Origin of the sequence: Brevibacillus sp. 1238 (assembly GCF_029892995.1) — a bacterium.
In the GTDB taxonomy this organism is placed as follows: Bacteria; Bacillota; Bacilli; order Brevibacillales; family Brevibacillaceae; genus Brevibacillus; species Brevibacillus parabrevis.
In genome coordinates, this window is the sequence record NZ_JARXWC010000003.1 from 149,800 (window position 1) to 164,783 (window position 14,984).

General features: G+C 53.1%; 17 protein-coding genes. 10 read left to right on the forward strand and 7 right to left on the reverse strand.

Annotation, left to right across the window (positions count from 1 at the left end):
* The first annotated feature begins 45 nt into the window (after positions 1-45).
* A complete protein-coding gene (locus M2298_RS08290) occupies positions 46-651 on the forward strand; it encodes an Hsp20/alpha crystallin family protein (RefSeq protein ID WP_274874065.1) in 606 nt (201 codons plus the stop codon).
* Between the two features lie 108 nt (positions 652-759).
* Here M2298_RS08290 and M2298_RS08295 read toward each other — a convergent pair whose 3' ends face one another.
* From M2298_RS08295 to M2298_RS08320, 6 genes are read right to left on the reverse strand one after another with little or no spacing between them, the layout of a single operon-like run.
* Positions 760-975 (reverse strand): spore germination protein, encoded by a 216-nt coding sequence (locus tag M2298_RS08295; RefSeq protein ID WP_063230417.1) that lies wholly within the window; start codon positions 973-975, stop codon positions 760-762.
* A gap of 3 nt (positions 976-978) precedes the next feature.
* Positions 979-1,371 (reverse strand): spore germination protein GerPE, encoded by a 393-nt coding sequence (locus tag M2298_RS08300; RefSeq protein WP_122965028.1) that lies wholly within the window; start codon positions 1,369-1,371, stop codon positions 979-981.
* A gap of 14 nt (positions 1,372-1,385) precedes the next feature.
* Positions 1,386-1,571: a spore gernimation protein gene (locus M2298_RS08305; protein WP_122965029.1), complete on the reverse strand. Its 186-nt coding sequence runs from the start codon at positions 1,569-1,571 to the stop codon at positions 1,386-1,388.
* Position 1,572: 1 nt separating this feature from the next.
* On the reverse strand, positions 1,573-2,187 hold the full coding sequence (gerPC, locus tag M2298_RS08310; protein WP_122965030.1) for a spore germination protein GerPC: 615 nt from the start codon (positions 2,185-2,187) through the stop codon (positions 1,573-1,575).
* Positions 2,188-2,221: 34 nt separating this feature from the next.
* On the reverse strand, positions 2,222-2,446 hold the full coding sequence (locus tag M2298_RS08315) for a spore germination protein GerPB (protein WP_173597046.1): 225 nt from the start codon (positions 2,444-2,446) through the stop codon (positions 2,222-2,224).
* Entirely contained in the window at positions 2,443-2,694 is a 252-nt protein-coding gene (locus tag M2298_RS08320; protein WP_063230422.1) for a spore germination protein, read from the reverse strand. Before M2298_RS08320 ends, M2298_RS08315 begins: the two co-directional genes overlap by 4 nt.
* 168 nt (positions 2,695-2,862) lie before the next feature.
* Here M2298_RS08320 and M2298_RS08325 point away from each other — a divergent pair, with 168 nt between their 5' ends.
* The gene (locus M2298_RS08325; protein WP_173599281.1) at positions 2,863-3,069 is read left to right on the forward strand and encodes a hypothetical protein; all 207 of its coding nucleotides are present in this window, start codon (positions 2,863-2,865) and stop codon (positions 3,067-3,069) included.
* Positions 3,070-3,078: 9 nt separating this feature from the next.
* Here the strand turns inward: M2298_RS08325 and shc are convergent, their stop codons facing one another.
* The gene (gene shc / locus M2298_RS08330; protein WP_280648429.1) at positions 3,079-4,980 is read right to left on the reverse strand and encodes a squalene--hopene cyclase; all 1,902 of its coding nucleotides are present in this window, start codon (positions 4,978-4,980) and stop codon (positions 3,079-3,081) included.
* Between the two features lie 50 nt (positions 4,981-5,030).
* Here shc and M2298_RS08335 point away from each other — a divergent pair, with 50 nt between their 5' ends.
* From M2298_RS08335 to M2298_RS08370, 8 genes are all read left to right on the forward strand, one after another.
* Positions 5,031-6,182 (forward strand): DUF2515 domain-containing protein, encoded by a 1,152-nt coding sequence (locus M2298_RS08335; RefSeq protein ID WP_280648430.1) that lies wholly within the window; start codon positions 5,031-5,033, stop codon positions 6,180-6,182.
* Positions 6,183-6,221: 39 nt separating this feature from the next.
* Entirely contained in the window at positions 6,222-8,402 is a 2,181-nt protein-coding gene (locus M2298_RS08340) for a DNA topoisomerase III (RefSeq protein WP_173597049.1), read from the forward strand.
* A 112-nt stretch (positions 8,403-8,514) separates the two neighbouring features.
* A complete protein-coding gene (locus M2298_RS08345) occupies positions 8,515-9,180 on the forward strand; it encodes a PspA/IM30 family protein (RefSeq protein WP_122965034.1) in 666 nt (221 codons plus the stop codon).
* Positions 9,181-9,299: 119 nt separating this feature from the next.
* Positions 9,300-9,704: a DUF350 domain-containing protein gene (locus M2298_RS08350; RefSeq protein WP_063230428.1), complete on the forward strand. Its 405-nt coding sequence runs from the start codon at positions 9,300-9,302 to the stop codon at positions 9,702-9,704.
* A gap of 26 nt (positions 9,705-9,730) precedes the next feature.
* A complete protein-coding gene (locus M2298_RS08355) occupies positions 9,731-10,237 on the forward strand; it encodes a DUF4178 domain-containing protein (protein ID WP_063230429.1) in 507 nt (168 codons plus the stop codon).
* Between the two features lie 12 nt (positions 10,238-10,249).
* Positions 10,250-11,026, forward strand: a complete 777-nt coding sequence (locus tag M2298_RS08360) for a DUF4247 domain-containing protein (protein WP_122965035.1) — start codon at positions 10,250-10,252, stop codon at positions 11,024-11,026.
* Between the two features lie 426 nt (positions 11,027-11,452).
* On the forward strand, positions 11,453-12,097 hold the full coding sequence (locus tag M2298_RS08365) for a DUF4912 domain-containing protein (protein ID WP_280648431.1): 645 nt from the start codon (positions 11,453-11,455) through the stop codon (positions 12,095-12,097).
* Between the two features lie 14 nt (positions 12,098-12,111).
* Positions 12,112-14,964 carry a 1,4-alpha-glucan branching protein domain-containing protein gene (locus tag M2298_RS08370; RefSeq protein WP_280648432.1) on the forward strand — a complete coding sequence of 951 codons (2,853 nt, stop codon included), beginning with the start codon at positions 12,112-12,114 and terminating at the stop codon, positions 14,962-14,964.
* Positions 14,965-14,984: the final 20 nt, after the last annotated feature.

Below are 14,984 nucleotides of genomic sequence, written 5' to 3' on the forward strand. Positions count from 1 at the left end.
GCCAAAAACGGGCGTATGTCAGCTTGCGGGAAGGAGGCCACGTCCTTGAAAAATTGGCAAGAGACGTTGAAGCAGTTGCAAAAGGCTTCGCAAAGCCTGGGAAAATTAAATCTGGACAAAGAGCATCCGTGGGGTGCTTTGCGCCAGATGAATCAAATCATGGACGCGAGTTTTTGGGAAAATGTAGCGGCACTCAGCAAACAAACGCCGAATCAGACAACGACCTCTACCACGAAGACGACGAAGGTCGTGCAGACCAGCCAAAAGAGCGCGAAACAGCCCAAAGGCAAGCCAGTGCGGGTCGTGCAGGAGGAAGAAACGGCTGATTATCCTGTCACGGATGTGTTCTTGTCGGAGCAAGCGGTAATCGTCTGCTGCGAATTGCCGGGCTTTGCGCGCGACAGCCTGGAGTTGGCACTGGTCGAGCAAAAGCTGCTCGAAATCAAAGGGGAAGTCAAAGAGCCGAATTACAACGGCGCGTGCGTGAAAACAGAGAGGAGCTACGGCTCTTTTCAACGGAATATCGAGCTGCCAGCTCCGGTGGTCGCAAAAGGAATGAAAGCACAGTACCAGGATGGCTTGCTGGAAATCATTTTGCACCGTGATGCGGACTATCGGGAGCGAAAAACGACATTCAAGGCGAAGCTGTAGGGGAGGACTTCACGTACCTCCTCTTTTTTGCGGTTTCCCGAGGCGAAAAGGAGGCATGTCCGCCTGCGGGCAAAAACAGTGCTAATGAAAGCCATTAACACTGTTCGTTCATATATTCCCTACCAGCGGCTGATCGACAATGCTCGGATCAAGCGTATTGGTTGCATTGGCGCCGTTGATCGTATTGACGACATTGCCCGTATTGCCGCCCCCAGAGCCGGAAAAAGTTTTCGTCGCGCTTTTCGGGGAGATGTTCAAGGTATCCCCGAAGTTGACAGTTCCCGAGTTGCTGTTGATATTGACAGCTCCCACCACGGAAGGCACTGGTTAATCCCCTCTCTTCGGCTTTGGTTCGTCGCGAAGCAAATGCCGGATATTTTTCACGCGTGTTTCCAGGGTCAGGCATTCGGTGGAACCGATATGGATCACGGAAGATGCCGCAGCGAACGGCACGTCGACTTTTCGCACGCGCAGATGTGTGCAGTCGTGAAACGTATCGATGCATATCGGCTCCTCGGGGCAAGGAGCTGCTAACGGAACGCTGAACACATCGTAATCGGCAAAAGGCAGTTCATTTTTGAAAAAAATCGCTTTTTCCCGTTGAATCGCCAAAATATTGGCTTGAGTATGCACTTGCCTGGAATCGCCAAGTTGCAAAACAGAGGAAGAATCGATGGAGATGCTGCTCAACTTTTTGACGTGGCTTGTTCTTCGGTACAACAGCTGTCGCCTCCTTATGGCGGAGTGAGCGCGGTATCAACCGGAACCGCTCCAATGATCATCGATTCTGGCGGAGTTTCATAAATGGACAGCAGTTTGACCGTTGTTGTATCTCCAATGAACAAGGATGCAGAGGATGACAAGGCATCAATCGAAAGCTTGCCGACGCAGACGGCACCATTTATCACCTGGTAGATCATATCAGGGTTCGTTCACCTCGCGAGGCAGATTTTTGACGAAGCTCTCACACGTTTTTTCGATATCCCGCTTGACCTTCTGGACTATTTTTGGCACCAAGGCGTCGATTTGTTCCGGCTCCAGGTCATCGGCGGGAAGCTGATTGACGTAATAGCGGATGCGCTGATCAATTTGCTTTTTGATATCGTCCAATATAAAAGCCCGGTAGTCGTCATTGAGCGGGTATCCGCACTCTTCTTCGATTCGTTCCAGCACGTGATAGGCGTCCGACTCCAGGTAGCGGTATATTTCTTTTTGCACGCGGTCAAACAGCGGCGAGTTTTTTTGCTCGCCAGACGGCACATTCATCGTCTGATTGATGGAAAGCTCGCCGATTCCCGAATCGTTGCCTTTCGGGTTGAGACCGATATTGAGCGTTCCTTCTAGCCGTTCCACCTTCAACAGATCAAACTTGTACTCGTTTTTGATTACAGAAGGAACCTGTTTCTCTTTCAAGTCTTTGATATCTTGCTGCAATTCTTCTATCATTTGCTTCATTTTCTCGATTTTTTTGTTCTGTGTTTGTATATAGTCATGTAACTGTTGCAAATACTGCATCACTTCGGAACCGATGTACATGACGATCATCCTTCTTCATCAAACATAAAGCTGGTCAGCGTGAAGGCTCAACCAATGGGACAAGCGGAATAAATTCTGCCGAAGAAGTCTCGGGCAACGGTCCGGCTGCGGGGGCCGGCTCCGTGAATCCGCCTGTGTTGTAAAGCTGGGATAGCGGCTTGATGATGCCGGCACTTCCGATTTGACAAACCGATGAGTTGGTTATGCCATCAATCTTCAAATTGTGGATGACGATGTTTTGATGAATAAAAAAATTCATGGAAAATCCCGTCCCTCTGCCGCAGAATCGCTCGTATCCTCCACGAAGATGGGAAGTTCGTTGCTGGTCGTTTCGTTCACGTAGACTACGCTGCGCGGAATCTTGAACGAAAGATTGGTGCCAGAGTTGAACGAGCCTCCTCCTGCAAAGGTTTTGGAGTAGCTGACAGGGGAAATTCTCCGGACGTCTCCGACATTGAAGACGCCGCTTATGCTGTTTACATTGATGACCCCAACAATGGCTGGCATCTTCGACACATCCTTTTTACGAAAGAGCCTTTCTGTATTGTATGTGGGAGGGCACTGGGTGTTCATACCTGTTTTTGGGTTCGCGGTCCGCGCTGGGCAGTGCAGGCATACAATACAAAATCCCGCATAGAGCAAAAGTGCGATGAAGGAAAAAGGAGAACGAGCAGAATGAACATGAAAGTCCACAATAAAAAGATTGCGCTTGGAGACATCAAAGTAGGGGGCGTGCAGCAGTCATCGCTTGTTTTGATCGGAGATGCGGACGTGATCAGTTGCACATCGGTTTTTGACACGCCAAAAGACTCGCTCATCTACAGCAAAGAGGTACCGATTCGACCGACGACACCACCAGCACCAACAAGACGAGGCCGATGACAGCCTCGCCTAACGGGATGAACCATATTTGTGCTCGAAGTGGCCAAGAGCGAGCAACGGCCAGATGAAGCGATAGCTGTGATAGGCAAAATACGTGCCGCCAGGCCGTCCGCCTCCTGTCGGATACGTGACAGACCAGCCCGTCGCCTGACTTTGCCGGGATAAAAAGTCGATCCCTCGCAAAATCGGGGGCGTAGGCTCAGGGGAGACGGCGATGAGAGCATCGAGCGCCCAGGCTGTTTGGGAAGGCGTGCTTGCGCCGAGAGCGACGTATGTTTTTTTCTCGTCGCTGTGGCATGATTCGCCCCAGCCCCCGTCGGCGTTTTGCGTGCCGAGCAGCCAGGCGACAGCCTTTTGGACCGCAGGGTGAGTGGAGGTTACACCGACTGCGGCAAGTCCGGTAATCGCCGCCCATGTTCCGTACACATAGGCAATCCCCCAGCGACCGTACCACGACCCGTCCGCTTCCTGGTGGGTGAGCAGCCAGCGAACGGCTTTTTGCACAGGGGCGTCGCTTTCCTTGTACCCGGCGTATCGACCGAGAAACTCCAATGTTCTTCCGGTCAAATCAGCAGAGGAAGGATCGGTGCTGACCGTATCTGAACCCTCAATCGGCAAGTTGCGGATTAGGGCGGAGTCTGTATTTTTCTCAAAGGCAGGCCAGCCGCCATCGTCGTTTTGCATGGACAAAATCCAGTCGAGTCCGCGCTTCCAGGCGGCGGCTGTCGTTTTGTCCAGCCGCGAATGGGCGCGTAATGCCCGCAAAGCGGCTGTCGTATCGTCGATGTCGGGGTTCAGCGTGTTGAAGTCGGAAAAACCCCAGCCTCCCGGGTGTCCTGCCGGATTGCGAATTTTCCAGTCGCCGTACGTATGCTGCTGTTTCGCAAGCAAGTAGCGGTTGGCTGACGCGATAGCAGGGTGATTGGCGGACAGGCCGCTTTGCTGGAGAGCGTGTGCCAGGAGGGAAGTATCCCAGACGGCGGAAGTCGCCAGTTGCAGGTGAGAGCCTTCCGGCGTTTCGCATACGCTGTCGCGCAGTCCGACGACCGCTTTCGCGATGTGCGGATCGCGGGGAGAATAGCCGCGGGCAAGCAGGGCAAAGACCATGAAAAAGGTGGAGGTGGAGTAGTTGTACAGCGTTCCGTCGGCTTCCACGCGAGCCAACATAAACTGCTCCAGTCTGCGCAGCGATAGCTCGTGCAGCAAGCCGGGCAGCAAAGGCAGGCGCATGACATGCTCGTGGATCGAAGCAAGGAAAGGCTGGCCGCCACGGGCAAAACGATCCAGCAAGCGGTGCGGATAAAGGCCGGGAGAGATCGGAGACGTCACGTACAAATCAGACAAATCGGGCGTGTCCGCCGTTCCTTTGGCAAACTTGCGGTCGGCGGCAATCATCATCGGGGCGAGATGCACGCGGGCATATCCGACAAAATCGTAAAAGCTGACAGGCGAGGAAGGGGGCAGCAAGGCAATTTCTACAGGCACGAGAAAATGAGCGGGCCACTTGTACTGTCCGGTCAGGGCAGCGGCAAATTTGGTCAGCAAATTGGCTTCGGTCAGTCCGCCTTTGGCGCGAATGAACTCGCGAGCGGGAACCAAGCGAGGATCATTTTTTTGGTAGCGGCGCGAGAACAGCAGGGCGTAGTAACAGTCCAGCGTCGTCGACAAATTCCCTTCCGCTTCGTCCGGATACAGCTTCCAGGCGCCATTTTCCTGCTGGAGAGCGGCAATGCGGGTCGCAAGTCCATCGATCAATCGCTCATCATCAATTCCGAGCGTGCGTAATAGGATGATCATGTGAGCGTCAGTCGTCGGGGAGCTTTCCAGACAAAAGCGCCAGGAGCCATCCTGTTTTTGCTGGCTGAGGAGCAGAGACTGAATGCGGTTGATTTCTTGCCGTACTTGCAGCAATGACAAACACCTCCATCACACATGCTTTTGCCAGAGGGGAGGGACGAATGATGGGTCGGACATGGCAAACGTACGCGACTCTGTGGCCGCTTGCACGCGAGCTTGGAAAAGGAAAGCGAGCGAGTCAGGCTGCCGATCCCCTCATAAAAAAGGACCAGGACACGGTCACGGACATTCGCAACAAAACAAAGGAAAGCAACGGCGACAATCTGGACAGGACGAGCGCCTATTTGGCTTTTTTTCGCCGGCATCCCGAAGTTCATTGGGCACTTTTGGCGCATCTCGTTTCGCGCAATGCCGGATGGAGCATGACAGATTTGCGCGGCGAACTGCTGCCCAGGCTGCTTTCCACAAAAGAACAGCACGACTATTTTTCTTTTTTGGAGCGGGGCAACTGGCTTATTTTTCAAGATGCCTACCCTCAATTATTACTGTATGAGGAGAGCGTCAAGCGCCAGACCAATCTTTTTCATCTCCTGCCCCAATTCGGCGTCTCCCGCTTCATGCAAGCGCTCTGGAACCACTTTTGGGAGAAAGGCGACAGCAAGCTGCTCACCATTGGGCTGATTGTGAACGAGCAAAACTATTTGGAGACGCAGATGATGGGAGATGCGACGTACCGCCATAGCGTGGTCAAAACGTGGCCTTTTGCCTTGCAGGAAGTGCTTCGGCTCAACCTGATCTTGTTTCCGTACGAAGCGGAGGGACGGTCAAACGCTCCGTTGCGGCTGCTCGGCGATCAAGTGCTTCAGTTTGCTTCGCTGGTTGAACGGATCGAGCTGGGCAAACGACTGTACAGCCTTTTGTATCGCGACACGAAAACCAGGGAGGGAGTAGAGAAGTGGGCAGAGCAGAAGCCACATACCGGCTCCAGCAAAGATTTTTGGCCGCACCTGTTCCACGATTTGCGCGAGACAATGCCAGGGAAGCCGTATCAAAAAACGGTGCGCGGGTGCGCGCTTTTGCCTGGCGCCAAGCGACTCTACTCTCCTGTGCTGCGCCAAGCATGGCAACGGGTACAGCACGAAGCGCCAAAGGACATAGACTGGTACGAAGGCAGCAAAGGCGTCATGCGGCAACTGGCATTCGCCGCAGAGGATACACCGCCTGTTTTGGCCGATGCAGAAGGCGTCTATTGCCAGGCGATTGAAAAAATCGAGCTGGCTGTGCTGGCAAAAGGGAAAATCTTTGGCTCGATGTAGTAGAATAGAGACAGATTGAACACAGGGAGAAGAGCATGCATGAAAGTCGTCATAGCAGAAAAACCGGACCAGGCCATGAAGCTTGCCAGTCCTTTTGCCCATAGAAAACAACAAGGCTTCGTTGAAGTGCACCCGAATCGGATGTTTCCGAAAGGAGCCTTTTTTACTTGGGCGGTCGGGCATATTTGTGAACTGGTGCCGCCGGAAGCCTACAACCCGGCGTGGAAAAAGTGGTCGCTTGCCACACTGCCTTTAGTACCGCAATCGTTTCAGCACCAGGTGATGAAGTCAAAAGCGAAGCAGTTTGGCATCATCAAACAGTTGTTGAAGCGTTCAGACGTGACCGAAATCATCCATGCGGGCGACGCCGGGCGCGAAGGGGAGCTGATTGTCCGCACGATTGTCGAGATGTGCAAAGTGCGCAAACCGATGAAGCGGCTGTGGATTTCCTCCCTGACGGAGAAAGCCGTAACCGCTGGCTTCGCGGCCTTGCTTGAGGAGACAGAGACGCGCAATCTGTACCATGAGGCGTACAGCCGCTCTTGTGCGGATTGGCTGGTAGGCATGAATGCATCGCGCGTCTATACGTTGTTGTTGCAGCAAAGAGGAATCAAGGACGTCTTTTCGGCGGGACGGGTTCAGACGCCAACGCTCGCACTGGTGGTCAAGCGGGAAAAAGAAATCGCGGCGTTCAAGCCGGAGCCTTTCTGGGAAGTCAAGGCGACGTTTGCCATCGGCAAGAAGCGCTACGAAGGCGTCTGGCACAAAGAAGACGGGGAGTCGCGCATCCTCGATCCGCAGTTGGCAGAGCGGATTGCCGCTTTTTGCCGGGACAAGCCAAGCGAGGTTAGCGAGGTGGAAACCGAGCGCAAAGAATTTTTGCCGCCTTATTTGTTCAATCTGTCCTCGTTACAGGCGACGGCGAATAAAATGTTCAAGTATTCGCCGCAAAAAACGTTGGAGATTGCGCAAAAGCTGTACGTGAAGGGGCTTTTATCCTATCCGCGCTCCGACTCGTCTTTTGTCACCCAGGAGGAGGCGAAGACGTTTCCCGACATTTTGAACAAACTGTCGAAGCAGCCGGAGTACCAGCCACACTTTCCTTTGGCGAAAGCATCCATCGCCTCGGACAAACGGTACGTCAACCAAAAAAAGGTGACCGATCACTATGCGATCATTCCAACCGAGCAAGTGCCGACCGTTTCCAAACTGAGCGACGAGGAGCGAAAAATTTACGACCTGGTGGCAAGACGCCTCATTGCCGCGCATCAGGAAAGCGCCTTGTTTGACTATACGACGGTGAACACGCTGGTCGACGGCCGCGCCGTTTTCATCAGCAAAGGCAAGGTGCAAATCAGGGCTGGCTGGCGCGAAGTGTTGTTTGATGAGGAAAAGGATGACAAGGAAGCTGTGCTGCCTCCGCTTGCCAAAGGCGAGACAGGAAAAGTGCACAAAGTAGAAGCCAAAGAAAGCAAGACCCAGCCGCCCAAACGCTACACGGAAGGCCAACTGATCACGCTGATGAAGACAGCCGGAAAGCACCTCGACAATCAGGAGCTGGAAAAGGTGCTGATGAAGACAGAAGGCTTGGGGACAGAGGCGACCAGAGCTGGGATCATCAACATGCTCAAGGAACGCAAGTATATTGAAGTCCGCAAAAACCAGGTGTTTGCAACGCAAAAAGGGACGCTGCTCATCGACGTCATCGGCGACAAAATTCTCGCTTCCCCGGAAATGACAGCCAGATGGGAGCAGCGCCTTCAGGAAATCGGGCAAGGCGATGCTTCCGCGCAAGTTTTCATGGAACAGGTGCGCAAGCTCTCGCACAAGATCGTCGAGGATGCCGTCGAGCAGTCCCGCGAATGGAAGCTGGAAGCGTACGACGTCGAAGCATTGCCCACATCCAAGCAGGCGTCCAAGTTTTCCATCGGCTCGAAAGTGGCTGCTTGCCGGGCGTGTGGCGGCGATCTCGTAGACAAGGGAGAGTTTTACGGGTGCGCCAACTATAAAAAGTCCCAGTGTACCGTCACCATTTCCAAGACGATCATGGGGAAAAAAATTACTCCGGCTGCGGCCAAAAAGCTGATGGAAACAGGCAAGACCAATCTGATCAAAGGCTTTGTCAAAGGGAAAGAGCGCTTCGACGCATACTTGCAGTGGGATGAAGCGGACAAAAAGGCGAAAGTCAGCATGCCAGCCTTGGCGGAAAAAAATGCATAGAAGAAAAAGACATCATTTTGAAACTTGCTTGCGTAAGTAACGTAGATACATGTATAGAGGGTTCGGCAAATGTGGGCCGAATTACCCAGCACGTATTGAGGGAGGAAATCACATGTCCATTTTTAAAAGACTTCGCGATCTGACTATGTCCAATCTTTATGCCTTGATTGAAAAAGCGGAAGATCCAATTAAAATGACCGATCAATATTTGCGCGATATGCAAGAGGATTTGAGTGAAGCGGAAAAAGCGGTTGCTGCCCAAATCGCTCTGGAGAAAAAGTTCAAGGTGCTGTACGAAGAGCAGGAAGCGCTGGTGAAAAAGCGCGAAGAGCAAGCGCACGTGGCCGCTCAGGCGAAAAACATCGATCTGGCCCGCCGCGCTCTCGAAGAAAAGAAAGCCGCCGAGCAAAAAATGGCTGAGTACAAAGAGGCTTACGAGAAAAACAAGCTGGCTGCGGACGGGCTGCGCGACAAGCTGGCTGAAATGAAGAAACAGATTACCGATCTGAAAAACAAGCGCGAAACACTCGTGGCTCGCGTCAATGCTGCCAAAGCGCAAAAAACGATCAACCAGACGATGGCTGGATTCGACAGCAACTCTGCGATGGCAGGGCTGAAACGGATGGAAGAAAAAGCGTTGCAGATGGAGGCGGAAGCGGAAGCAAGCGGCGAGCTGTACAAAAAACAAAGCTCGCTCGACGACGAAATCGCGAAACTCTCCAAAGACCAGCAGGTGGAAGACGAACTGGCAGCGCTCATGAAAAAATACGAGGGGTAAACCGCTTCGGCGGAGCCCCTTTTTCCTTGAAAGGTTGAATGAGAAAGCACAGGCTTCGCCACGAAAAAAGCTGGCGAAGCCGCACTTTCTACTATCTTAGTTGCTGCGGGGGGATAGACGTGTCGTGGACACAATTGCTCGGAATGCTCGTGTGGACCGGAGCAGGCGGTATTTTGCTGTTTGTATTGATGTGGATTGACACGCTTTTTACGAAGTACAAGGATATGGCTGAAATCAAAAACGGGAACGTGGCCGTGACGACCCGGTTTGTCATGAAGCTGTTTGCGCAAGGTTATATTTTATCGCAATCGATCATGAACTCGAATGAATTGTGGAACGCCCTGTTGGCATCTGTGGTCTCATTTATTATTTTGCTCTTGTTGCAAAAAATCGCGGAAATTTTGTTGAAAAGCTTTGCCGGACTTGATCTGGAGCGTGGAACCCAGCAAGGAAAAGTCGCACACGCCATGGTGGCGGGATCATTCCACCTGGTCGGCGCCTTGATTCTGGGCGCACTGGTCTAAACCGGGCAAGGAAGGAGTAGGACCAGATGAGTTTGTTCAAGCGCATTCAAAATATATTTGCCAAGCATGAACCGCCTGCCCCGGAAAAGAGCATTTTGACGGTAGGGCCTGGCGACGTGGTGGAAGTCTCGCTCGTCACCTACCAGGTAACGGGAAAGTCGACCAATGCGAGCCGCAATGCGACGATGCTGACTTTGCAGGATGGAACGACCATCCGCTATTTATACATCGAAGAACGCGAAAAAACGGTTTACCAGCTGTACACGGTCATCGACGGCAGACTGGACTCCGTAGATGAGGTGCCTACGACAATCGAAATGGACGATGTGACCTATCATCTGGAAGAACAGTACAACGGCAGAGTGCTCGTCGTCGGAAAAGCTCCGTTCCATACTTCCGGTGATCAGTACATCTGGCAGTTCCAATCGGACGGCCGCGAGCTTTTGCGGATCGAATGGCAGGACGGCAGATTCATGCTGTACGAGGGAGAGTCGGTTTTACCTGCGGATGTCCAGGTACTTCGCGGAACGTAAGGAGGAGTGAGCATGCCGAACCGTTGGATGAAATCGATCAAGCTCCTGCTGATTCCGGCGGTGCTCCTGCTTTTGCTGGCTGGCTGCGGAAGCCCCGGAATTGGCGAGAGCTACCCGCTTGAATCCGTCTCCACGAAGGACAAAGGGCAGACATCGCGCATTTATCGCGCCGAAAACAAGACGGTGCCCGAAGTAGCGCAGGAGCTTGCTGACCAAAAGCAGCCGGACGAGATTTCCAAAGAAGACGACCAACACATGTTTCTCGTCTATCCGGATGAGCTGTATCATGTGCAGCAAGATCAGGCGAAGCCGTCCGATACGCTGATTGAGGTCGACACGAAGGAGTACGTTCGGGAAAACTACGATTCATCCTTTTTGCAAGGATACATTTTGGCGAGTGTTCTCGACGATTTGTTCGATGGACACAAGAAAAGCTACAAAGGCAGCTACCGGGGCTACTCAAGCAAAGAGATTTACAAGCCCTCCGGCAGCTATCACGTCCCGAGCGAGGCGGAGAAGAAGGTTGCCCCGCCGATTACCAAAGAAGGAACGGGCAGCATCTTCAAGCGCAGCGACAGCAAAAAGAAAAGTGACAGTTCAGTCGGTCAGGATGGCAACCTGTTTAAAAAGCAGGACTCATCCTCTAGCGGAAGCAAAGGCAAAATTACCCGCTCCTCCGACGGCTCGTCTGTTTCCTCGAAGAGCTCCTCGATTTTTTCCAAGCCGAAAAGCAAATCACCGCCGCGAACAAAAGCAGGAAGCTCGGGGCGCATTACCAAACGCAGATAATCGTCACCCAAAACCCGCTGACATGGCGGGTTTTTTTATGTTTGGCTCAGCGGACAGCGAAGTTTGCGGGAGATGCGCCGTTTGCGATCGACAAAACGGTCACGCCCGGTTCCGTTTTGTAATGAATTTTTCATAAAGCAAAGTATGGAAGCCCTTTGTCATTTGTAAGATGTAAAGTACGCGAAAAACAGCGGGAGAAAAGCGGAGCAACATTCGACTGATGAAAGCGATTACCAAAGCGGCTTTCTCGACTTTTGTTTGGCAATGACGAAAATATGATTGTTTATCGACAAAAGAAGAAGGGATGTGCATGCATCATTCGACAGTCTTTGTTAGCGGCATTCGCTATGATGACATTGTACATATACAAAGACGACAGACAAGTGGATAGCGGAAGGGAAACTTGGCGGAAAGGAGCGCATCACGATGCTGGAAAAAATTCTTGAATTGCGTGCACAATCCAAATCCATCGCACAAATTGCCCAAGAATGCGGCTTAACCATAGGCCAGGTGAAATATCGTTTGCAAAAAGACAGAGCGAAGGTGGAGAGTGTATCGGCAGAGAATCGACAGATGTCATCGCTGGCATCCCGACGAGAAGAAAATTGGCAACTGCCAGCTTTTTACGGACGCGATATCGTCAAGGTGATGGCGCAAAGTCCGACCGTGCTGTTTGTGTACTGGGAAATTACATGGCCGAGGATGAGGATGGTGGCATCGTATCTACAGGCAGACTTCCGGCAGATTCAAAAAGGGCTGCGCTTGTACGACGTGACAGAGCGGCTGTTTGATGGTCAAAACGCCCATTCTGTCCGGGATATTTACGTCTGCGAGGACGCGCATTCCTGGTATGTGAACGATGTGCTGCCAGGGCGCACGTACTTAATCGACTTCGGTCTATTTGAGCATGGCCGCTTTTGTCCGATACTGCGCTCGGATTTGGTCGTGACTCCTCGAAATACAAAAGCTGCCTGGGGCGAACCATTGGTGGAGCCAGCGTCTGATCGCTCTGCGCCTGCGTGGTTCGAAAACTTTTCCTCGTATTCACTCTACTCCAAAACATCCAAATAAGTGAGGTGTCAACTGTGCACAACGGTTATCTCTCCCTTGTGTTGCACGCTCATATGCCTTATGTACGACACGGGGACCGGGACGATCGCCTGGAAGAGCGCTGGATGTACGAAGCGATGCTGGAATGCTACATCCCGTTGCTCATGGTCTTCGACAAGCTCCTCTCGGACAAAATCGACTTTCGCATGACAATGGTGCTGTCCCCGACTTTGCTGTCCATGCTGGATGACGAGCTGATCGCGACACGGTTTCGCGCCTATCTCGCCAAAACAGTAGAGCTTGCAGGCAAAGAAGTAAAACATACGGCAAACAACCCGGCTGAACAGCGTATCGCCAAGATGTACCTGGAAAAGTTTCGTACTATCGCTTTATTTTGCAGCAAGCTCGATTATCGGCTGATAGAAGGCTTTAAACGTCTGGCAGACAGCGGCTGCCTGGAGCTGATCACATGCGCGGCGACACACGCTTTTCTGCCATATGTGGAGACAGAGGAAGCGATTTTGGCACAGCTGCGTACGGGCATGGACACGCACGAACGCATTTTGGGCAGGCGACCGCGAGGAATTTGGCTGCCGGAATGCGGCTATACGCCAGGGGTAGATCGGTTGCTCCGAGAGGTGGGGCTGCAATACTTTTTTGTCGATTCCCATACGATCGAACACGCGACACCACAGCCGCGCAGAGGCTTGCTTGCTCCGCTCGGCACGATGCACGGGGTGGTGGCTTTCGCCAGAGACGATGTCGCATCCCAGCAGGTGTGGAGCACTTTTGACGGCTATCCGGGCGATTATGATTACCGGGAATATTATCGGGATATCGGGTTTGACCGGGACATGGACTATATCGAGCCGTACATTCATCCCGCCGGAATCCGTATACATACCGGGTTGAAATACCACCGGATTACCGGACGAGACGTGGAAAAGCAGCTGTACGAACCTGACTGGGCACGGGAAAAGGCAGCCTCTCACGCGGGGCATTTCCTCTATCACCGCGAACGGCAAATCGAAGAGGCAGTTGCCTGGATGGACCGCAAGCCGCTCGTTGTCGCGACGTATGATGCTGAACTGTTTGGACACTGGTGGTACGAGGGTCCGCAATTTCTCGACTACTTGCTGCGCAAGACGGCATGCGATTCCCAGATTGTGAAGCTGATCACCCCGTCCGAATACTTGGACGAATATCAGGAACAAGACCTGGGGCATTTGCCGATGTCGACTTGGGGACGCAACGGCTACGGAGAAGTCTGGCTGAATGAAAAAAACGGCTGGCTGTATCGGCATCTGCATCAGGCGGAGCGCGATTTGATCGAGGTCGTGACGGCTTTTTACGAGCATAAGGGCCAGGAGCAAGAGCGTGACCAGCTTGCGAGCCGCGCCTTGAAACAGGCGGGCCGAGAGCTGATGCTTGCGCAAAGCAGCGACTGGGCGTTTATCATGGATGGTCAAACCGTTGTCGAATACGCTGTGCGTCGCACCCATGATCACCTCGCCAATATGCGGGAGCTGCTTGCGATGGTGCGCGAAGACCGAATGGATACAGAGAGATTGACACAGCTGGAGACTGCCTTCCCGATCTTTCCCCACATAGATGAGACGTACTATTTGCCAAAAGAGGCGCATAGAGTGAACGTATCGCATCAGCTGGTAGCGGCCAGCAAAGGCGCGGAACCTGCGGGAGTTGTCCTGATGCTCGCCTGGGAATTTCCGCCGAACGTGGTAGGCGGACTGGGTCGTGCCGTCTACGATCTCGCCCGTCATCTGGTTCGCCAAGGTGTTGCCGTGCACGTCCTGACCCGGGCATCGGACTGGAGCGTGGCGGAGGAAGTCATGGATGGTGTCCATGTACACCGTTTGCCTACGTACATTCCGGCAGAGCAGGAAGATTTCCTGTCATGGGTGTTCCAACTCAATCTGGCGATGTCAGACGCGACGGAACAGCTGTGGAAAAACGGCGTCAGACCGGACGTGATTCACGCTCATGACTGGCTGGTCGGCTGGGCCGCCATGGAAATCAAGGAACGCTATTCGCTGCCGCTGGTCAGTACGATCCATGCTTTGGAGCACGGGCGGCATCAAGGGATTCATACGCCTTTGCAAGAGCGGATTCACAATAGCGAGCGCACTCTTGCGCACGCTTCGGATCGAGTCATTGTTTGCAGCCACTACATGGCGAATGAAGTGCAGCGTTTGTTCGACATTCCGCGAGCCAAACTGCGGGTGATTCACAACGGCGTCGATTTGGCGCAGCCGCCAGCATTCGATCAAAATCGATTGCGCGAAGAGCTGTCGATTGGCGACGGGCCGATCCTGTTTTTTGTCGGGCGTCTGGTCCAGGAAAAAGGGGTTCACCTTTTGCTGGAAGCGATGGCCAGGTTGCGCTACGACTTTGGTCATGTGACGCTGCTCATCGCGGGCAAAGGACCGATGCAGGGGCAGTGGCAACAGCGGGCGGAAGAGATGGGGATTGCCGAGCGCGTGAAGTTCCTGGGCTTTGTCGATGACGCACGTCGAGATCAGTTGTTTTTACTTGCTGATATCGCGGTCTTTCCCAGTTTGTATGAGCCATTTGGCATTGTGGCCCTGGAAGCGATGGCTTTGGGCGTGCCGATTTTGGCAGCGGACACGGGCGGACTGCGTGAAATCGTCAGACATGGGGAGAACGGAGCGACGATGTACGCCGGAAATCCGGAATCGCTCACCGATCAGCTGCGCTGGCTGCTGCAAGATCCGAAAAAGCGGCGGCAGATGGCGCAGACGGCGCAACATGACGTTTTGCAACATTACAACTGGACGTCTTTGGCGATCCAGACGATGGAGGAATACCGATTGCTCGGCGTTGCTTGCCTGGCCTTATCGGAGAAATAGACACTGACAGCGCATGATCG

Coding starts and splice junctions, on each gene's coding strand:
- M2298_RS08305 (WP_122965029.1), bottom strand. CDS start 1,571: ATGATCTACCAGGTGATAAATGGTGCCGTCTGCGTCGGCAAGCTTTCG.
- gerPC (WP_122965030.1), bottom strand. CDS start 2,187: ATGTACATCGGTTCCGAAGTGATGCAGTATTTGCAACAGTTACATGAC.
- M2298_RS08315 (WP_173597046.1), bottom strand. CDS start 2,446: ATGAATTTTTTTATTCATCAAAACATCGTCATCCACAATTTGAAGATT.
- M2298_RS08320 (WP_063230422.1), bottom strand. CDS start 2,694: ATGCCAGCCATTGTTGGGGTCATCAATGTAAACAGCATAAGCGGCGTC.
- M2298_RS08325 (WP_173599281.1), top strand. CDS start 2,863: ATGAACATGAAAGTCCACAATAAAAAGATTGCGCTTGGAGACATCAAA.
- M2298_RS08335 (WP_280648430.1), top strand. CDS start 5,031: ATGGGTCGGACATGGCAAACGTACGCGACTCTGTGGCCGCTTGCACGC.
- M2298_RS08340 (WP_173597049.1), top strand. CDS start 6,222: ATGAAAGTCGTCATAGCAGAAAAACCGGACCAGGCCATGAAGCTTGCC.
- M2298_RS08345 (WP_122965034.1), top strand. CDS start 8,515: ATGTCCATTTTTAAAAGACTTCGCGATCTGACTATGTCCAATCTTTAT.
- M2298_RS08355 (WP_063230429.1), top strand. CDS start 9,731: ATGAGTTTGTTCAAGCGCATTCAAAATATATTTGCCAAGCATGAACCG.
- M2298_RS08360 (WP_122965035.1), top strand. CDS start 10,250: ATGCCGAACCGTTGGATGAAATCGATCAAGCTCCTGCTGATTCCGGCG.
- M2298_RS08365 (WP_280648431.1), top strand. CDS start 11,453: ATGCTGGAAAAAATTCTTGAATTGCGTGCACAATCCAAATCCATCGCA.